The sequence below is a fragment of the Pelorhabdus sp. sgz311001 genome, from assembly GCF_055901755.1.
The window spans coordinates 232,510-247,109 of record NZ_JBVXUT010000006.1; the positions used below are offsets into that span (position 1 = coordinate 232,510).

Consider the following 14,600-nt stretch of genomic DNA (forward strand, 5'->3'; position numbering starts at 1 on the left):
AATCCTTCCGCCTTAGAGGCTGGAAGGATTTTTTTCTAATGTTTCGCTTCAAAGGTTTCACAATCTGTATCTTGTGTCTTACCGGCATTGCGTCCGGCAACTTGAATTTCCCGCGCTTCACAGATATTTTCTCGCGCCCAATGGCGACAATTATTCACAAAACATTCCACATTGGGAGTAATCTGTGTTTCATCCATAAAGGCCGCTGATACAGTCCCGGCAATGTTTGCATTATGAAGTGCGCCAACGGTATCACCAATTGTTTTACGACTATGAAAGGATTTGCACTGCGTATCCTGGCAATTCTCAGACTGGGGCTTCTCCTCATCATTATAAATACTAATACGGGAAGCCATACATTGATCGCCAGGCATAAAATGGGTGCATTGATCTACAGTACAGGTCACTAACGGATTCGCCATGCTATCACCCTTTCTTTTTTTCTTAGTGTCTGTCCTTTCCTGTTACTTTATTCAGCAAGTGACAGAGAACTTAAATTTTTTAAGGGAATAGCGATCCGCTGATCATTGCGACAGTAAGGACAGTAAAAAAGATGCACACAACTTCCTTCACTATCCTGCGACGTATAGGGACTGTAGGGTCCGTAATAATCGACAAGCCGCCCTTGATTTACCATAATCTGACCACAATAATCGCAAGTAACGAGCTTAGATTCTATGCCATTGCAAAGAGAACAAAAGGTTTCCATTATGCCGCCTCCTGCTCTCTAGACTATCCAAAAAACAACCTTTTATCCATCGTGCTAAAACTTATGCGTTGTCACGCCGTTTCAGCCAAAAATAAACAGGAATTCCCAGACAAGTTACGCCGATAGAATACAAACAATCGGTGGTGCTGCTCACCAAAGTACTGCCCACAATATAGATAGACCCCAAAATAGCAATCAGGGGAACAATTGGATATAAGGGAACACGATAGGTCAAATGAGAACTTCCTTTTCGGCAGCGAAGAATAATGACTGCTAAAAAGGCCAAAATATAAAACAGCCAAATTGCAAACATCGCTAAATCAGTTAACCGATCGGGATCACCGGCCATAACGAAACCAACTGCCATGATTAGCTGAAAACAGCCAGCGTTGACCGGGCTGCCCCACTTAGGATGCACTTTTTTCAAAACAGAAGCACCAGGTAATTGATTCTGCTGCGCCATAGCAAAGGGTACTCGGGCATTCGTCATAATATAGCCATTCAACGCACCAAAAACAGACACTAAAATTCCTAGATTAATGAGCAGACCGCCGTAGTTGCCAAACAGCACTATAGCCGCCTGCCCAGCAGCCTTCGTACCGAAAGCAACAATATCAGCAGCTGAGAATAATTTGAGTAAAGCTAGATTCACAAATAAATAAGCAGCAATCACAATGCCTAAACCAAGAAAAATTGCTTTGGGCAATTCTCTAGCGGGATTTTTCATTTCCCCGGCTACATAAGTTACGCCAATCCAGCCGTCATAAGCCCAGAGAGTGGCAAGTACAGCCGTACCCATACCGCTGGCAGACGACAAACCGCTCGGCATAGCCAAAACATTACCTGTTCCCGTCAAAATACCACAAAGCGCAATGAGTACAATAGGTACCAGTTTGCCGATTGTCGCCGCGGTTTGAATCGCGCCGCCATATTTAGAACCTAACGCATTCATGGCCGTCAAAAAAATAAGTACAGCTGCCGTAAGCGGCGTCTTGTAAAATTCCGGCAGATCTAAAAAGGGAATACACAAGGAAGAAAAATAAAGACCTAAGGCAGCAATCGTAGCCGGGCCATAAACAATCGTCTGCATCCAGCCAAACAAATAGCCAATGACCTTACCATAAACTTCTCTTAAATAAGTATAAAGACCGCCCGTTTTGGGAATTTGCGCGCCAAGCTCTGCAATGGTAAGACCTGCGGCTAAAGTAATCAAACCGCCTAATCCCCAGGCAATGAGCGCCTGAGTCGAGTCACCTGCTGCTGCAATAACTTTGCCTGGCTTCATGAAAATACCAGATCCAATTACCATACCAATCACAAGCATAATCGCGGAAAAAAAGCCTAATTCTTTCTTGAGTTGATTTTCTGTCGTTTGCTTTTCTAGCACAAACACACCACCAATTTATATCGTTTTTTAGTAGACCTTATTTACAATAACAAAATTACTTTTATTACGCAACAGGAAAACCGATGAAACGAAGAGTATTTTATAAGAAGCAAAACTAATCTACCGCAACTGTGGTATAAAAAGAGGTGCTTTATGTCAACAAATCCAACGTCCTTAACACTTCGCCCCCATATTCTCTATCAAGTCGCCAAAGCGGCTTGGGAGGGCACTTTGTACCAAAAAAGCGATGAATTAACCGCCTTATTGCAAGATGAATATAAAGACAAATACACAAGAAAGCAAGTAGCCAATCAAATTCGCAGTGCTATGGGTCTGCCGCCTCATGACAGTGATCAAATTACCGGCCCGAACGATGAAGAAGCTCTTATGGGAATCAACTATGACCCAGTTTGGATCACTGATGCCGACGCCTGTTCCCACTGTGATCCTGATGATCGGGCCTGTATTGCCGCTTGCGCCACAAAAGCCATTACGACGGATGAACAAGGGCGTATTCAAATTGATCAAGATAAGTGTATCGGCGACGGTTTATGTGTTACCTCTTGCTCTTTTGGCGCATTAGCAGAAAACTCTCAATTTGTGCCGCTCATTAAACTACTAAGAGAAAGCCAAGCGCCAGTATACGCGTCTGTAGCACCAGCCTTTGCCGGTCAGTTTGGTCCGGAAGTCACGGCAGGAAAATTACGTTCGGCTCTTAAAAAAATCGGGTTTACTGATGTCGTTGAAACAGCGCTCTACGCCGATTTACTAACCATGAAAGAAGCATTAGAGTTTCACGAGCATGTTAAAGAAAAAAATGATTTTCTCATTACTAGCTGTTGCTGTCCGGTCTGGATTAAACTCATTGAAAATAAATTTCCTGAACTGATTGATAAAATTTCTCCTTCCGTTTCGCCAATGATCGCATCAGGTCGTGTTATTAAAGAGTTTACGCCTGAAGCCAAAGTAGTATTCATTGGACCTTGCATTGCGAAGAAGCAGGAAATCCTCATCCCTGAGCTGCAAGGCGCCATCGACTTTGTATTGACTTTCCAAGAGCTTAAAGCAATCTTTGATGCCGCTGAAGTAGATCCTGCCAAAGAAGAAGATCATGAGAATCCACAAGCTTCCTGGGGCGGTCGCGTCTACGGCCGGACCGGCGGCGTAAGTGAAGCCGTAGCCACAACGGTGGAACGGCTCGTACCGCAGCGAGCACAAAAACTGCAGTCCTTAAAAGTAGATGGGATTCCTGAAATTCAAAAATTATTAGAAGCGCTTAAAACCTCTGGCGCTCCGGAAGCAAATTTTATTGAAGGCATGGCTTGTAAAGGCGGCTGTGTTGGCGGGCCAGCGCGGATCATTCCGCCTGATGCTGGCACTGAGTATGTAAATGACTACGGAAACGCTTCTCATGCTAAAACACCCGTAGAAAATACCCAGGTCTATGCAATTCTTAGCCGCTTTGGCTTACAAGAAGGCACCGTACCCGATTTAACAACAGGCGAAAGCGCTATGTCAAAACTGCTTAGCCGCACCTTATCACCGAAGAAATAACTAATTTCAATAAATTCTTATAGAAAAGGGATGTCTCGCTACGAGACACCCCTTTTTTTTGCTTGTTATACTCTGAATATATTTTTAGGACTTGCCAAAAAAACAGGAACCGCCGATAAATTCTCGTAAAATCGAATTCGGTGGAACTGCGTCTTCATCTATTCCCACGAAATAAGATAAAAAGTTAAGTAATCGCCGCGCCTCCGTATATTCAGCAGCCTCGGAAGAAATTTCTTCCAATAAGGGAACGGCATATTTCTTTAGTATGGCCAATTCATAAATCAGCGAAGAATTAAACATTACATCAGCTCGTTCTTGAAACGGGAAAATATTTTTTTCTTCGCCACGCCGCACGGAAGACCACATCTGTAATGATCGGAGTGCATTGTGGCCGCGAAATTCATTATCCCGCACGATTCGCCTAAGCAGCCTGGCATCGGTTGTCGCCACACGGTGATGCCTGTCAATTGATAACTGTGTTAAAGCACTTACATAGATTTTAATTTTATGTTGTCTAGCTACCGATTGTGTGAGCCGCTCATTCAGACCGTGAATGCCTTCAATAATCAAAGGTTGATCTGGCTCAATCTGTAAAATTCGTCCATTATATTCGCGAAGTCCTGTGAAGAAATTAAAAGTTGGTACTGCTACCGCTTTTCCCGCTAGCAACTCAGCTAAATCTTTATTAAATAAAGCAAGGTCAATTGCCTCGAGGCTTTCAAAATCGACCACACCCATTTCATCAACTGGCGTTAAATCGCGCTCAACAAAATAATCATCAAGCGAAATCGGCACAGGTCTAAGACCATTTACCCTTAGCTGCACACCGAGACGTTGGGCAAAAGTCGTCTTACCTGACGAAGAAGGCCCAGCAATTAAAATGACCTTGACTTGATGAGCATGGGCGGAAATAAAGTCGGCAATCTGAGCTATTTTCTTTTCATGGAGCGCTTCTGCTACATGGATTAAATCTTGTGCCTGCCCCTCTAGCACTTGTTCATTTAAGGAAACGACATAGCTACAGTGCATAATCCGGCCCCACTCTTCAGCTTCTAAAAAAACTTCTGACAATTTTGGCTGAGGAACAAAACGCGGTAATGTATCAGGCGCCTTCGCTAAAGGGTGTCGAATAATCAGACCTGGCTGCCAAAACTGCAGTGCGAAGAGCTTCAAATAACCGGTGCTAGGCACAAAAGCGCTTGAGTCATACTCCATAACATCGCCACAGGAAAAAATCTGTACGAAGGGAGCATTTTTTTGCTTCATCAATTTTACTTGTTCTTGTTGCCCTTTTGCTGTGAAAAAGGCAATTGCTTCAGCAAGTGGGACTTGGCTTCGCAAAATCGGTCTATCTGCCGCAACAATTTCTTGCATTTTTTCTTCCAGTACGGCCACATCTTCCGCCGTCAATTCCTCGGCCTTATGAATTTCACAATATAGGCCATTACTGATTGCATGCTCAATTGTGACATGAGCGTCAGGAAAGATTTCCGAAACAGCTACAACCAACACGAAAGCCAAGCTGCGCTGATAAACGGCAATCCCCGCTTCCTGGGTCATATCGATAAAAGAAATCTCCTTACTCTCTACAATGTCTTGTTGCAAAGCAACTAGTGTATGATCTACAGAAGCAGCGACAATCTGTGCTGCATAACCAGCTTGTTTTTTTCGGCTTAATTCTAATAAATTGAGCGGACAGGTATATTCTTCTTGTTCGTTACCATGTCTAAAAATAATGTGCTTCATTTTCTTCTCCCCCATCGCATCAAAGCTAATTTCTTTAAGATCCTAAAGAAAAAAGATGAACCCTTGACAGGGTTCATCTTTTTACCAGGACCGTAACAGCCTCAAAAGACGATACGCGATAATTGCCAGAGGCATGCGCCGCATGGCAAACCGCATGCCCAGCCACACTAAAAATAGCGATCCGACAACATGAAGCAGCCAAAAACCACTCTTCGGAAATTCAAATATCGTATCGTCTACAATATTATCATTATAATATCCCATAGGAAGCCTCCTCACCTAAAATCAGATTGCAATTTTAGTATATCCGGACAGCCGATTCTTACCTATGGATAAAACTTCTATTCAGACGCTTTCACAGCTTTAGCAATCTTAGCAGCCATTCCGACCATTTTTCCTTTAGGGACGGCGCAAACAGCAATACGAATGCCTTTTGCCATAGGAACACCAAAAATATAATCATTTTTCAGTAATTCACAAGCCTGTTGCGCATCTTTTGCTGGAATCGTCAAAAAGAAGCCAGCGCGATAAGGCAGCATATATAATCCAGCCGCTTTCGCTTCAGCCATAAAGAGATCCGCTCTATCTCGAATCATATGATACAAGGCGGATCTTTCGGTTTCAACTTGCGCTAACAGACTTTTATCATTATAAATATTCGCAAGCATCTGCATGGCACTGCGGTTAATATTAGACCAAGTGGCCCGCGAAGTATATTGATTTACATCAACAAATTCTTGAATCACGCCTTTATCAGAAGAAAGACCGATCATCGCGCCTACACGCTGTCCATACATGGTATAACCTTTCGACATGCTAAAGCCAAAGACAGTTAGGATATTCTTCGGCAGTCCGCCAAATAGACTCATAAAAGAGCGGGTTTCATTCTTTTCACCAGCATAATCAATATAGGCAATATCAACAAGTAAAATAATATTTTTATCAGGATCTTTCGCCATTTCTTTCAGGCACGTAAGAACATTCTGCCACTCGTCATTTGTCAGACTATAGCCAGTCGGATTATGAGCCGGACTATTAATAATAATAATTAAATTTTTCTGCTTTGCCAGCACTTCTTTTACTTTTGTCTCAAATGCGGCAAGGTTAAACTGCAGTTTGTCATCAAATAAAGTGAAGGTATCTAGTTTCCGCAGCATATCTTTACAAAGCACATTATAAGGTCCCCAGTACCAGTCTGATGTTAAAACAGTATCTCCCATTTCGGAGTAATTCCAAATTGTATGATGAATGACGCCAGAGCCGCCTGAAGTAGCAATTGCGTCCATATAGCCGTCTGGTTTATGATCTTCAAAAGTAAGAGCTGTCGCGGCTTCCAAATAACTTGGTAAACCAGCGATCGGTGCATAAGGCACCACATCTTTCATGGTTAACGCACGATAAGCTGTTTCCACTGCTGGCAGACAAGCGAGTTGCTCCTGATCATTTAAAATTGCCCCAATTGTAGCATTGGCTACTTTCTCTTTCCCCACCTCAGAAACCGCTTTTACTGCTGCAGCATTCGCACCAAAAATATTATCTGTTGCACATTTGCCTTTTGCATGATTCGCGGCAATACTATATGTCACACTAAATCCCCCGCTTTACTAAAATTCCGTTATTTTTTTAATTATAGCGATTTTTCAAAATATTGTCAATGAACACGATTACAGTCTTATTCTTTGAAAAAAGCTTGGTGAATCGCATTGACTGCTTCTGCTGCCATATCCTTTTCCACAAGACAGGAAATACTAATTTCGGACGTACTAATAACACCAATGTTAATTCCCGCCTTGGCCAAAGCGCCAAACATCGTAGCAGCAATCCCAGGAGATCCAAGCATTCCCGCACCAACAGCCGATACTTTCGCCACATTTTCATCAATCGTTACGCCAAGGGCGCCCATTTCTTTCGCCACACTTTCTACTAGAGTGCGACAGGCGTGCACATCCGTAGCAGCCACAGTAAAGAGCATATCAATAATGCTTTTATCAGAATTACGTACACTCTGTACAATCATATCAACATCAATATGGTGATTGGCTAATTCCGAAAATAATTTATAGGCAACGCCAGGCTGATCTGGTACACCAAGAACAGCAACCTTTGCTACGCTTGTATCGTGGGCTACGCCACGAATAATAAACTCTTTTTCTTCCATTGTATATCCCTCCCTGATAATGGTTCCTTCCTCTGTCGTAAAGGTAGATCGTACATGAATCGGAATTTGATACTGCATTCCCATCTCCACTGATCTAGCCTGCATAACGCCAGCACCAAGCCGCGCCATTTCCAGCATTTCATTATAAGTAATCTCTTTCATTTTTCGGGCACTTTTTACGACGCGCGGATCAGCAGAATATACACCATCCACATCAGTAAAGATTTCACATACATCAGCTTGCAAGGCTCCTGCCAGAGCAACCGCCGTTGTGTCAGAACCCCCGCGGCCTAACGTCGTCAAATCGCCTGCTGGATTCAAACCTTGGAAACCAGCCACAACTACAATTTGATCTTTGGCCAGTTCTGCCATAACCCGCTCAGTATCAATCCGCAAAATTTTCCCCTTGCTATAAGCATCACTTGTATGAATTCCCGCTTGCGCTCCTGTTAAGGAGATTGCTTTATGTCCTAACGTGTGCAGCGCCATAGCTAAAATGGAGATGGAGACTTGCTCGCCTGTAGTTAACAGCATATCCATCTCCCGCAGCGAAGGTTGATCCGTAATCGCCTTAGCCAAATCAATGAGTTCATCTGTTGTATCTCCCATAGCTGAAACGACAACAACAATGCGGTCGTCAGGCTTCTTCTCTGATACAACGCGGCGCGCAACAGCCAGCATTTTTTCTGGTGTGGCAACGGAACTTCCGCCGAATTTTTTTACAATAAGAGCCATTTCGTACCTCCTAAAACCGGAATTGCATATCACAAAGAATTAATATTCTCTCTAAAAGTACAAACTCCTCCTTGTAGTGGATATATTCAAGTAAAGCCTAAAAAAATAGCCCCGGCTAAGCCGAGGCTATCAAAATGACTGGTACCTTATGCTTCTACTGTAATTTCCTGCGAGCTTTCCCACAGTCCATGAATATTACAGTAAGAAGAAGCTAATAGCGTCCCTGAAGTAGTTAATTTCACAACAACTTCTGAAGTTGGTTCCGTATATGCTGGCCCTTGATTTGCACCTGCTACAGCCTCACCATGGGCATTAAAGTCAAAAGTTCCTAATTCATAAACAAACTTTCCATCTGCTGGTTTGAAAAATAGCTTAATCCAACGGATATGATGTTCCGTCGTATTCGGATGGGCAATTTCTTTGCCTACAGAAAGAGTAATTTTTACTTTTTCACCAGCTTTAACGCTGGAAGGAGCTTCAATGACCGGAACGTGTTTTTCAGCTTTCCATTCACCACTTTGTACTACATCTGCCAATTTCATAAGTCTAAACCCTCCTTAAAAGTAACTATCTGATATTTCTGTTTTACCTATTATAGGTATTCCCTAAAAAAAACAATTCTCCTCTAATTTTTTAGTGTATTTTTATAATAATTTTTATTAAAAAACAATCACTAATAATTTTTTTGCTTTTAATGTTAAATTTTCTGGACAAAACTGCTGTTTTATGATAAATTATATAAAAATAGTAGCCTTTAAATTAGTCCAGAGAGACTGATAAGGTACACATGAGTTGGCTTCGGCCAGTGCGTGTAACTACCAGCCTCTTACATCAGTAAGAGGCTTTATTGTGTGCCAAAAGGATGTTAGGAGGAAACAATATGAACAAAAGAGTCATTGATACCCAGGAAAAACTTCCCCTTTTAACGACTCTTCCCCTCAGCTTACAGCATTTATTCGCCATGTTTGGTGCAACGGTCTTAGTCCCAATTTTATTTAAAGTTAATCCCGCAACGGTTCTCTTATTTAATGGGATTGGCACACTTTTGTATTTATTTATTTGTCAACGTAAAATTCCCGCCTATCTTGGATCAAGCTTTGCTTTTATCTCGCCTGTCTTCGCTGTTTTGCCTAATTACGGCTACGAAGCCTGCCTCGGTGGTTTCATCGTAGCTGGTCTGGTCTTTACTGTTGTCGCCTTAAGCTTAAAGGTCATTGGTACAAAGTGGATTGATGTGGTTTTTCCACCTGCCGCTATGGGCGCCATCGTAGCTGTTATTGGCTTAGAACTTGCGCCTGTCGCCGCTGACATGGCTGGACTCACGGCAAAAACATTAGATCCCAAAGTAATCATAGTATCAATCTTTACACTGCTTTTAACCATTTTCGGTTCTGTCTTATTCCGTGGGTTCTTTGCAATCATCCCTATTCTAATCGGTGTAATCGGCGGCTATATCCTTGCCGCTTTCGTCGGACTTGTTGATCTCTCGCCAGTAGCTAGTGCGACCTGGTTTGCTCTACCAACATTTTATACTCCGACCTTTAACTTTAATGCCATCGCCATTATCTTGCCTGCTGCTCTCGTAGTCATTGCTGAACACATTGGCCATCTCATCGTAACAGGAAATATCGTCGGCCGTGATCTAACGAAGGATCCTGGCTTGGACCGTTCGCTTCTTGGCAATGGCTTATCAACCATGATTTCAGGCTTCTTCGGTTCTACACCAAATACCACCTATGGTGAAAACATCGGTGTTATGGCCATCACCAAAGTATACAGCACCTATGTCATCGCTGGCGCCGCAATTCTGGCAATTCTCTTGTCCTTTGTCGGTAAACTAGCTGCCATCATCCAAAGTATCCCAGCGCCAGTCATGGGCGGGGTATCGCTCTTACTCTTTGGTGTAATTGCCGCTTCTGGTATTCGCATGCTCGTAGAAACAAAAGTAGATTACAGTAAAGCAAGGAACTTAATTTTAACAGCCGTTGTTTTAATTATCGGCGTAAGCGGTGCAGCAATTACGATTGGTACCATTACCTTAAAAGGCATGTCTTTAGCTACACTCGTCGCCATTATCTTAAGCCTTAGCTTCCGCCTTCTTGATTCCCTTGGCTTAACGAATGAGCCCTAAAAATAAAGAATAAATAGAACGTTTACATGAGTTCTCAGATAAGAAAAGGCAGTTGACCTTGTTTTAGGTCAACTGCCTTTTTGCTGCTCATTTTTTTTATTACGATCTGAAGTTAACAAACTGCAAATCAATATCAAAATCCTGCTGCTTTAACATGGCAATGACATTCTGAAGATCATCTTTATTTTTACCAGAAACACGGATCTGGTCTTCCATAATCTGCGCCTGTACTTTGAGCTTACTATTTTTGATCGACTGAATTACATCTTTAGCCTTTTCTTTACTGATCCCCTTTTTTAAGGTAATCACCTGACGCACACAGCCCTGTGATGCTGGCTCTACTTTCCCATAATCAAAAACTTTCAAAGAAACATTTCTTTTTACTGCTTTGCTCTGAAGTATATCGATAATATTTTTTAGCTTCATGTCATCATCAGCTACAATTTTTATGGTTTCCTTTTCCAACGCAATTGTTGATTTACTGCCGCGAAAATCAAAGCGTTGACCGATTTCCTTCACCGTCTGATTTACAAAATTATCAACTTCCTGCATATCAATATCAGACACAACATCAAAAGAACAATCTTTTGCCATCAATCAATTCCTCCTGAAAGCACTTTTATTTTTTACTAGTAATTCGTATAGTCGTACGAGCGAGTACATAAGAGAAAGCAAAAACCCCGCCGACAGTAAAAAAGAAGGCCGTCGGTTTAATGAATAGCAGGTCAGAGCTTGCCAGCAAGCTAAATAGCAACGCTGCCGTATACGCTAAAAATAACTCACCATAACGGGGATTGGTCATGCGAGGCGCCATAAGCAACCAAACAAAAAAACCGATTAAAATAATGTTACTATTTTTTATAAAATCCATGAAAAACTCTCCCTATCCGCCTATCTTTCACTCAAAAGTTATTCGCAACAACGAGGGCAAAATCCTGCTGAATCGGCAAAAAGTCACGAACGTTATGTAATAAATGTTCATAGAATACACCAAGTAATGAGCTAAATCACTTCATTTTTGCCTAAGAAATAAAGGAGGCTATAAATTATGGAAGGAAAGTATCCCCATTGGTATCATGACCATGATATGGGGCATATGGACGATTGCTGCGAATATGAGGAAAAAGATATGATGTGTGAATATCCGATGCCGCTTCCCATGCCCAAAGTAGCAAAAATGTCTTGCCGCGAAACTTTTAAAGACCGCCTGAATTGCCTGCTTGGCGATGAAATTCTCTTTTCTGTTTGCGGGCCTGTAGGAATTTGCAAAAGTCGTGCGGCCTACTGTGGAACTTTATGTTATATTGGTGCCGATTTTATTATTGTAAATGTAAATTATCGCCGTCGTGCTGTTTCTATGCATATTCCCATCTGTATGCTTACATTTATTGCACCTTACAAAACCTGCTGCTAAATCCCTTCGCAAAATTCCACCATGCACACAACCTTCGACGCCGCATAAGATATAGCAATTGCAGAAGAAGGGGTGTTTGGGAATGAAATTTCGTGAAAAAAGGCCTGTTACGCTTGATCTTGACCATATGAAACTCTTGCACTCAGAAGCAGCCGAACAGCTAGAACTCATGCAAACCGCTTTGCAATCAGCCCAAGTCACAGCGGGAACGATGCGTGATGCTTTAGATCAGATTGCAGTCAATCACTGGCATTCCTATCTTGACATTTTACACATGGTTAGTCTGCATGATGAATCTTTTGCTGCCATTCTTCAAAAGGCGAATCTGATTTTCCGACAAGATGAAACGCGCGATGAACCAGAAGAAAATTTAGGCGATTTTAGAGAACCGCTTTCTCTGCTACTTTTATCCCTGATCCGTCGGCACCGCCGCTTTGACCGTGTTTATGCATTCCGTAATAATCCAATGGGCGACTACTTAAAAGAATCTTTAAAAACGGAACGACAGCACGTTGCTGAACTAATCGAGATGGTGCAGACGCTTCTCTAAATTCGCCAAACTGCCTAATGGCAGTTTTTTTATATCTTATAAGGCTAGAACAGGATATTTCGGCAAATAACTCGAATCCTATAATCATGCTAAAATTTATCGTAAATTATTCCTTAAATGAAAAACCCTTAACAGTGAAAGACTATGTTCGATATCATTTAAAATTTTCCCTAACAGCCTGGCGCAAACTCAAAGCGTCAGGCTCTATCACGCTAAACGGAGAGACCGCTTCACCAATAAGTTTCGTATTCCCTCAGGATATACTCCTTCTCAATATGCCCACGCAAAATACACTCTTACCAATAGCTGGTCCCTTAGCAATCTGCTATGAAGACGAATACTTGCTCGCTGTAAATAAACCGAGCGGACTATTAGTCCATCCGACTTCTACCTTACATGAAACTACGCTGGCTAACCTTGTACTGTACTATTATCAACAGCAAGGTCTCCTGAGCGATTTTCATCCAATTCATCGTCTGGACCGTAACACATCAGGTCTACTGCTTATTGCCAAGCACGCTTACATTCAGCAGTTGTTAGCAACAAGCTCTTTAAAATCAATCGCGCGACAGTACTTAGCTCTAGTTACAGGTGAATTAGATTGCTCTGGTGAAATTAATGCTCCCATTGCGCGAAAACCTGGTAGTATTATTGAGCGAACCGTTTCTCCTAATGGGCAAGAAGCTCTGACCCATTACGAAGTAGTACAAACCTATCGCAATGCAACCTTACTTCGCCTAATCCTGGCAACAGGGAGAACGCATCAAATCCGCGTCCATCTTTCCCATTTAGGCTATCCGCTCTTAGGTGATGATTTATATGGTGGTCAGCGTACTATTATACAGCGTCAGGCGCTCCATTCCGCCTCATTAACCTTCCCCCATCCTATAACAAATGAAATAATACGACTATTCTGCCCTATTCCACCGGACATGCTGCAAGCAATTCAAAAATTGCAGCGGAAATAGGCGTCGCCAGCACATGCCAAATTGTGCTATAATAAAACAAGTATTGAAAATTAGGAGGGATATTATGCCATTAGTTACCACAAAAGAAATGTTTGCTAAAGCTTACGAAGGTCAATATGCAGTTGGTGCCTTTAATGTAAACAATATGGAAATTATCCAGGGAATTGTCGATGCGGCCAAAGAAGAACAAGCTCCGCTTATTCTTCAAGTATCTGCTGGCGCCCGGAAATATGCCAAACATATCTATTTAATAAAATTAGTTGAAGCTGCACTAGAAGATTCCCAGCTCCCAATTGCTTTACACCTTGATCACGGCGAAGACTTTGAAATTTGTAAATCCTGCATCGATGGCGGCTTCTCTTCCGTTATGATCGATGGTTCAAAACATCCTTTTGAAGAAAATATTGCACTTACTAAAAAAGTAGTAGAGTATGCTCATGCGCACGGCGTCGTTGTTGAAGCGGAACTCGGTCGTTTGGCCGGTGTAGAAGATGCTGTAAAGGTTAATACCAAAGATGCTACTTATACCGATCCAGACCAAGCTAAAGAATTTGTAGAACGAACTGGTGTAGATTCTCTAGCCATTGCAATCGGTACAAGTCATGGCGCTTATAAATTTAAGGGTGAACCAAGCCTTGATTTCGAACGTTTAGATATCATTTCAAAATTACTGCCGAACTTCCCGCTCGTCCTTCACGGGGCTTCAACAGTTCTGCCTGAATTCGTAAAAAAATGCAATGACTTTGGCGGCAATATTCCCGGAGCACAGGGAGTTCCCGAAGATATGCTACTCAGAGCTAGTAAATCAGGCGTATGCAAAATCAACATTGATACTGATCTACGTTTAGCCATGACGGCTTCCATTCGTGAACACTTCATTAACAATCCAAGCGACTTCGATCCGCGCCAATACTTAAAACCAGCGCGCGAAGCAATTAAACAAATGGTAAAACATAAAATGAAGAATGTATTGAATTGCAGTAACCGCCTGTAATTCAATATATAAAGGAACGATCTGCTTACAATATAAATTGTAGGTAGATCGTTTTATTATTTTACCACTAAAACTACTTCTTGCTTTTGATGTGCTGTTATATGATAATACAAAAAACCACTTCGTAAAGAAGTGGTTTTTTGAAATCAGCAACTATCTATCCTCCCAGGCCGTCGCCAGCCAAGTACTTTCGACGTATATGGGCTTAACTTCTGTGTTCGGGATGGGAACAGGTGGAACCCCATAGCTATCGT

General features: G+C 42.2%; 16 protein-coding genes and 1 rRNA gene. 6 read left to right on the forward strand and 11 right to left on the reverse strand.

What is annotated here, in order from left to right:
* Positions 1 to 35: 35 nt before the first annotated feature.
* From AC0MXB_RS15915 to AC0MXB_RS15925, 3 genes are all read right to left on the reverse strand, one after another.
* Positions 36 to 422: a DUF1540 domain-containing protein gene (locus AC0MXB_RS15915; protein ID WP_474040702.1), complete on the reverse strand. Its 387-nt coding sequence runs from the start codon at positions 420 to 422 to the stop codon at positions 36 to 38.
* Between the two features lie 47 nt (positions 423 to 469).
* Positions 470 to 709, reverse strand: coding sequence for a hypothetical protein (locus AC0MXB_RS15920; RefSeq protein ID WP_474040703.1), 240 nt, complete (start codon positions 707 to 709; stop codon positions 470 to 472).
* 61 nt (positions 710 to 770) lie between these two features.
* The gene (locus tag AC0MXB_RS15925; protein ID WP_474040704.1) at positions 771 to 2,096 is read right to left on the reverse strand and encodes an APC family permease; all 1,326 of its coding nucleotides are present in this window, start codon (positions 2,094 to 2,096) and stop codon (positions 771 to 773) included.
* 153 nt (positions 2,097 to 2,249) lie between these two features.
* Here AC0MXB_RS15925 and AC0MXB_RS15930 point away from each other — a divergent pair, with 153 nt between their 5' ends.
* Positions 2,250 to 3,650: a [Fe-Fe] hydrogenase large subunit C-terminal domain-containing protein gene (locus AC0MXB_RS15930; RefSeq protein WP_474040705.1), complete on the forward strand. Its 1,401-nt coding sequence runs from the start codon at positions 2,250 to 2,252 to the stop codon at positions 3,648 to 3,650.
* Positions 3,651 to 3,734: 84 nt separating this feature from the next.
* Here the strand turns inward: AC0MXB_RS15930 and AC0MXB_RS15935 are convergent, their stop codons facing one another.
* The 5 genes from AC0MXB_RS15935 to AC0MXB_RS15955 form a co-directional block, all read right to left on the reverse strand.
* On the reverse strand, positions 3,735 to 5,396 hold the full coding sequence (locus tag AC0MXB_RS15935) for a uridine kinase family protein (RefSeq protein WP_474040706.1): 1,662 nt from the start codon (positions 5,394 to 5,396) through the stop codon (positions 3,735 to 3,737).
* A gap of 81 nt (positions 5,397 to 5,477) precedes the next feature.
* Complete coding sequence (locus AC0MXB_RS15940) at positions 5,478 to 5,660, reverse strand: hypothetical protein (protein ID WP_474040707.1); 183 nt, start codon at positions 5,658 to 5,660, stop codon at positions 5,478 to 5,480.
* A 77-nt stretch (positions 5,661 to 5,737) separates the two neighbouring features.
* Positions 5,738 to 6,982 carry a pyridoxal phosphate-dependent aminotransferase gene (locus AC0MXB_RS15945; protein WP_474040708.1) on the reverse strand — a complete coding sequence of 415 codons (1,245 nt, stop codon included), beginning with the start codon at positions 6,980 to 6,982 and terminating at the stop codon, positions 5,738 to 5,740.
* Positions 6,983 to 7,068: 86 nt separating this feature from the next.
* Positions 7,069 to 8,289, reverse strand: coding sequence for an aspartate kinase (locus tag AC0MXB_RS15950; protein ID WP_474040709.1), 1,221 nt, complete (start codon positions 8,287 to 8,289; stop codon positions 7,069 to 7,071).
* Positions 8,290 to 8,435: 146 nt separating this feature from the next.
* Positions 8,436 to 8,831, reverse strand: a complete 396-nt coding sequence (locus tag AC0MXB_RS15955) for a class II SORL domain-containing protein (RefSeq protein ID WP_474040710.1) — start codon at positions 8,829 to 8,831, stop codon at positions 8,436 to 8,438.
* A 338-nt stretch (positions 8,832 to 9,169) separates the two neighbouring features.
* On the opposite strand from AC0MXB_RS15955, the gene uraA reads away from it, so the two are divergent.
* A complete protein-coding gene (gene uraA, locus AC0MXB_RS15960; protein WP_474040711.1) occupies positions 9,170 to 10,420 on the forward strand; it encodes a uracil permease in 1,251 nt (416 codons plus the stop codon).
* Positions 10,421 to 10,519: 99 nt separating this feature from the next.
* On the opposite strand, the gene AC0MXB_RS15965 is transcribed toward uraA, so the two are convergent.
* Positions 10,520 to 11,014, reverse strand: a complete 495-nt coding sequence (locus tag AC0MXB_RS15965; protein ID WP_474040712.1) for a YajQ family cyclic di-GMP-binding protein — start codon at positions 11,012 to 11,014, stop codon at positions 10,520 to 10,522.
* 25 nt (positions 11,015 to 11,039) lie between these two features.
* Positions 11,040 to 11,291, reverse strand: a complete 252-nt coding sequence (locus AC0MXB_RS15970) for a hypothetical protein (protein ID WP_474040713.1) — start codon at positions 11,289 to 11,291, stop codon at positions 11,040 to 11,042.
* Between the two features lie 177 nt (positions 11,292 to 11,468).
* Here AC0MXB_RS15970 and AC0MXB_RS15975 point away from each other — a divergent pair, with 177 nt between their 5' ends.
* From AC0MXB_RS15975 to fba, 4 genes are all read left to right on the forward strand, one after another.
* Positions 11,469 to 11,834 carry a hypothetical protein gene (locus AC0MXB_RS15975; protein ID WP_474040714.1) on the forward strand — a complete coding sequence of 122 codons (366 nt, stop codon included), beginning with the start codon at positions 11,469 to 11,471 and terminating at the stop codon, positions 11,832 to 11,834.
* An 82-nt stretch (positions 11,835 to 11,916) separates the two neighbouring features.
* Entirely contained in the window at positions 11,917 to 12,384 is a 468-nt protein-coding gene (locus tag AC0MXB_RS15980) for a hypothetical protein (protein ID WP_474040715.1), read from the forward strand.
* A gap of 86 nt (positions 12,385 to 12,470) precedes the next feature.
* Complete coding sequence (locus AC0MXB_RS15985) at positions 12,471 to 13,352, forward strand: RluA family pseudouridine synthase (RefSeq protein ID WP_474040716.1); 882 nt, start codon at positions 12,471 to 12,473, stop codon at positions 13,350 to 13,352.
* Positions 13,353 to 13,416: 64 nt separating this feature from the next.
* Entirely contained in the window at positions 13,417 to 14,346 is a 930-nt protein-coding gene (gene fba / locus AC0MXB_RS15990; RefSeq protein ID WP_474040717.1) for a class II fructose-1,6-bisphosphate aldolase, read from the forward strand.
* 144 nt (positions 14,347 to 14,490) lie between these two features.
* Here the strand turns inward: fba and rrf are convergent.
* A 5S ribosomal RNA gene (gene rrf, locus AC0MXB_RS15995) occupies positions 14,491 to 14,600 on the reverse strand; the annotation flags it as partial.